1 protein-coding gene and 1 pseudogene are annotated in these 3,220 nt (G+C 68.8%); both read right to left on the bottom strand.

What is annotated here, in order from left to right; genetic code table 11:
• A pseudogene (locus tag WAW17_RS21450) lies at window positions 1–1,870 on the bottom strand (PD-(D/E)XK nuclease family protein); the annotation flags it as partial.
• Between the two features lie 540 nt (window positions 1,871–2,410).
• The coding region (locus WAW17_RS21445) for an integrase core domain-containing protein (RefSeq protein WP_422334930.1) at window positions 2,411–3,220 on the bottom strand (810 nt) is incomplete at its 5' end.

Here is a 3,220-nt window from a genome sequence, read left to right as displayed (position 1 = left end):
ACCGGTCTCCGCGCATCTCCATACCCCGGGCGATCACCGGATCCGGCAGCCGATGCCGGCGTTGCCGGGCGGGCGCCGCGGCGAGGGCACGCAGCCGCCATTCGGTGGCCGACGCCGCACCGACGCCGACCCGTTCGTCGCAGTGCTGCGTCGCCGCGTCGAACGATTCGATCGTGACTACGCGATCGCACCGCTCGGTGTCGCGTCGCCAACCGGTGGTGCTCACCGCGGCGCCGGTCAGCGCGTTCAGGGTCGGCAGCAGCCAGCGGGACGGCACCTTCTCGGCTCCGCCGCGCAGGCTCCCGCGGGGGAAGGTGAGCACCCGGTGACACCTGCCGGCGGCAATGGTCATCTGCAGCTGACGGTGCTGGAACTCGAGGCGCAGTGCCGGGGTGACGCCGGTGACGGCGTCCGGCAGCAGCGGGTCCTCTCGCCGGATCGCGGGCACGATGCCCTCGGCCATCCCGACCACAACGCACACATCGAGGTTCCGGCCGCTGCCGGCCGGGATCGGCCCGATGGTGACGCTCGCACCGGCAGCGCCTGCGCTCATGCGCTGCCTCTCGACGCGGACGGTGACGGCGTCGACGATGCCCTGCGGCGTGGGGGTCGCGGCGATACCGTCGAGTTCGGCGAGCCCGGCGGCGATATCACGGAGGAGCACCGTATCCGCTGGTTGTCGGGGGTCGGTCCGAAAGTAGCGGTCGACGAGATGCATCACGGTCGCCGACACCTCCGGCCAGGTCGATGCGCCGGCGACGCCGCGGAGGTCGCGGCGCAGGGATTCGACAAAGCGACGCAACAGCAGCGCCGTGCCGTAACGGCGATGGCCGGGGTCCAGGGTGTCGAGTTTGCCCCAGTCGTCCCCACCGACGATCGGAAGGTCGCGCCGAGTCAACAGCTCGGCCTGGCGACCGGAAAGCGTGGCGCCGTCCTCGTCCTGCCACTGCACGGCGCGTTCGGCGAGGATCGCGAGCAGCTCGCGGCGCGGCACGATGTCGGTATCGAGTTGCAGCAGCCGCAGCAGGGTCCGCGCGGCCGCACGGTCGGCGAAGCCACGGGATTCCGGACCATGGAACCCGATCGCCGCCTGGGTGAAATGTTCATGCAGCAGGGGCAGATAGGGGTCGACGCTGCCATAGAACACGCCGATGCGGTGACCAGGCACCCCGGCGGCGAGGTGACTGCGAACCAGGCGAGTAACTGCACGGACCTCGTCGTCCGCGTCTGACGCGTGGATCACCAGAGTGCCGGTGGCCTCAGCAGTGCCGCTGGCCTCAGCGCCGTCGTCGACCGTCGTCGCGGCCTGCTGAAGCTGCGCCAGAAACTCACCATGCGCCGGATCCAACTCGCAGGGCAGGAAGACGATGACTCGCCCGAGCGTGTGCATGCGGGCGCGTGCCGCGGCGTACGCCTCATGCGGCAGAAAATAGCGATCGGAATGAGCCGTGGTCGCATTGTGGTGGATCCGGATGACCTCGGCGACCAGCGGCGTCGGGTCCTCCAGATCGATAACCGTGCGCGCGGCGAGTTGCTGCGACGCGTGCGCAAGGGCCTGCGCGGTGATCGGCTGGTCGGCAACCTCCGAAAACACGCCCGGCGCCTCGGCCAGCACACGCTGCACCGCCCCCTCGAGCAACGGGTACGGCAACGCCACCCGCGGCGCGAGGACCGGCGCGGCAAGTCGGGTCACCACCTGATCGACGGTCAGAACACTGGTGTTCGCCACACCCACCGTGCGCGCCAGATGCAGGATCACGTCCCGAGCCACGCCGAAGTTCGGCACCACCACGGTGACCGCGGCCAATGGCGAACCGTGCTTAGCGCGATCCACCGCCTCGGCCAACCGGGCGTACGCATCACCCATCATCCCGCCATCATCACCCACGGGTACGTGGGGATGTCGGATCCGCGCCGGGTCGTTACGAGCCCGCGTCCTCGCCGCCGTCGCCCACCGAATCGGCGGACAGCAATCACCCCACGAGCTGATGCCGCTCGACCCTGTCCGGGATTCGCCGCGCACCCGGGCGGCGGTCGGGAAGCGCGGACGCATCCCGCGGGCTTCGTTGATGATCGGCGGTCGACGACATCGTTCGTCGCCGCCCAGCAGTGTGCTATTAGGTGGGTGGCCGAGGGCCGCGAATGCCGCGACATCGCGCTGCTGCGGGGATTCACCGTCGCCGGGGAACGGTCATCTGCCGGCTGAGTCGCCTTGCGGTCGACGCCGTCCTTCGGGACCCGTCGTTGCAGGCGTTGTGGTCCCGCCGGTGGAGGTGGAGGCAGTGCCGTCGTTGCCCGGCGGACTTGGGTGATCCGGCCCAGGTCGGCGGCGACCATTGGATTTGGCAGCGTCTTGATTGGGTGGTTCCCGGCGACGGCGTGGATGAGTGACCGCCGTCGATCCGCAGCGTTACCCGGGTTCCTGCGGTGTCCGGTCCGAGCGCGAGTTTTGGTGGCCGAGAAGGGCGACGATTCCGTCCCGCGTGGCGGTGCGATCGACCTCGATCGGGACACGATCGGCTGAAGGCGCCGCGGGGTCGAATGCGGGTAGCGCGGGGGCAGGCCGGCCGGGTCGTGCACCTCGCATGGCCAGCCGGTCGAGATCGGCCGTCGTCAGCCGGGACACGATCGTCTTGACGACGTCATCGTCGAGTACGACGTGGACACTGGCGAGATCCGCCCACAGCGTCACGGTGCGCCCGGAATCGCTCTTGCCGACCCATATCTGCTGTGCACCAACGAGGTCCACGATTCCGGAGGGTGGTACTCGGAGATCGATCTCGAGGGGCCGCGCGTCCGCCGAAATGCTCACGATCGGTTGCGGGGCCGAAGATGAACCCACACCGACACTCGGGGTGGAAGTAGTAGTCGGTTCTTCGTCCTGTCGTGCCCGGAACAAGCTCGCCGGCGTGGCCATATCCAACGACTGATGAGGGCGGTGCGTGTTGTAGGCGTGAATCCAATCATCGATCGCCGCCCGGGCTGCCTCGATCGTCGCGAACGCTCCGACCTCATCGAGAAGTTCAAATCGCAGCGTCCGGTGGAACGGTTCGATCTTGCCGGTGGTGGTCGGTGATCGCCGTTTGGTCAGGCGTGCGGTGATGCCGTATTCGCGGCAGGTGCGCTCGAAGAGCACCTCGACGGGGCGACGGTCGGGTGAACTTGCCGGTGAACTGCTTCCCGTTATCGGTGAGGACCTCGAAGGGGCACACCCCATCGC

Origin of the sequence: Rhodococcus sp. (in: high G+C Gram-positive bacteria) (assembly GCF_049286785.1) — a bacterium.
Lineage (GTDB): Bacteria > Actinomycetota > Actinomycetes > Mycobacteriales > Mycobacteriaceae > Rhodococcus_F.
This window is presented reverse-complemented; position numbering and strand designations above follow the sequence as displayed.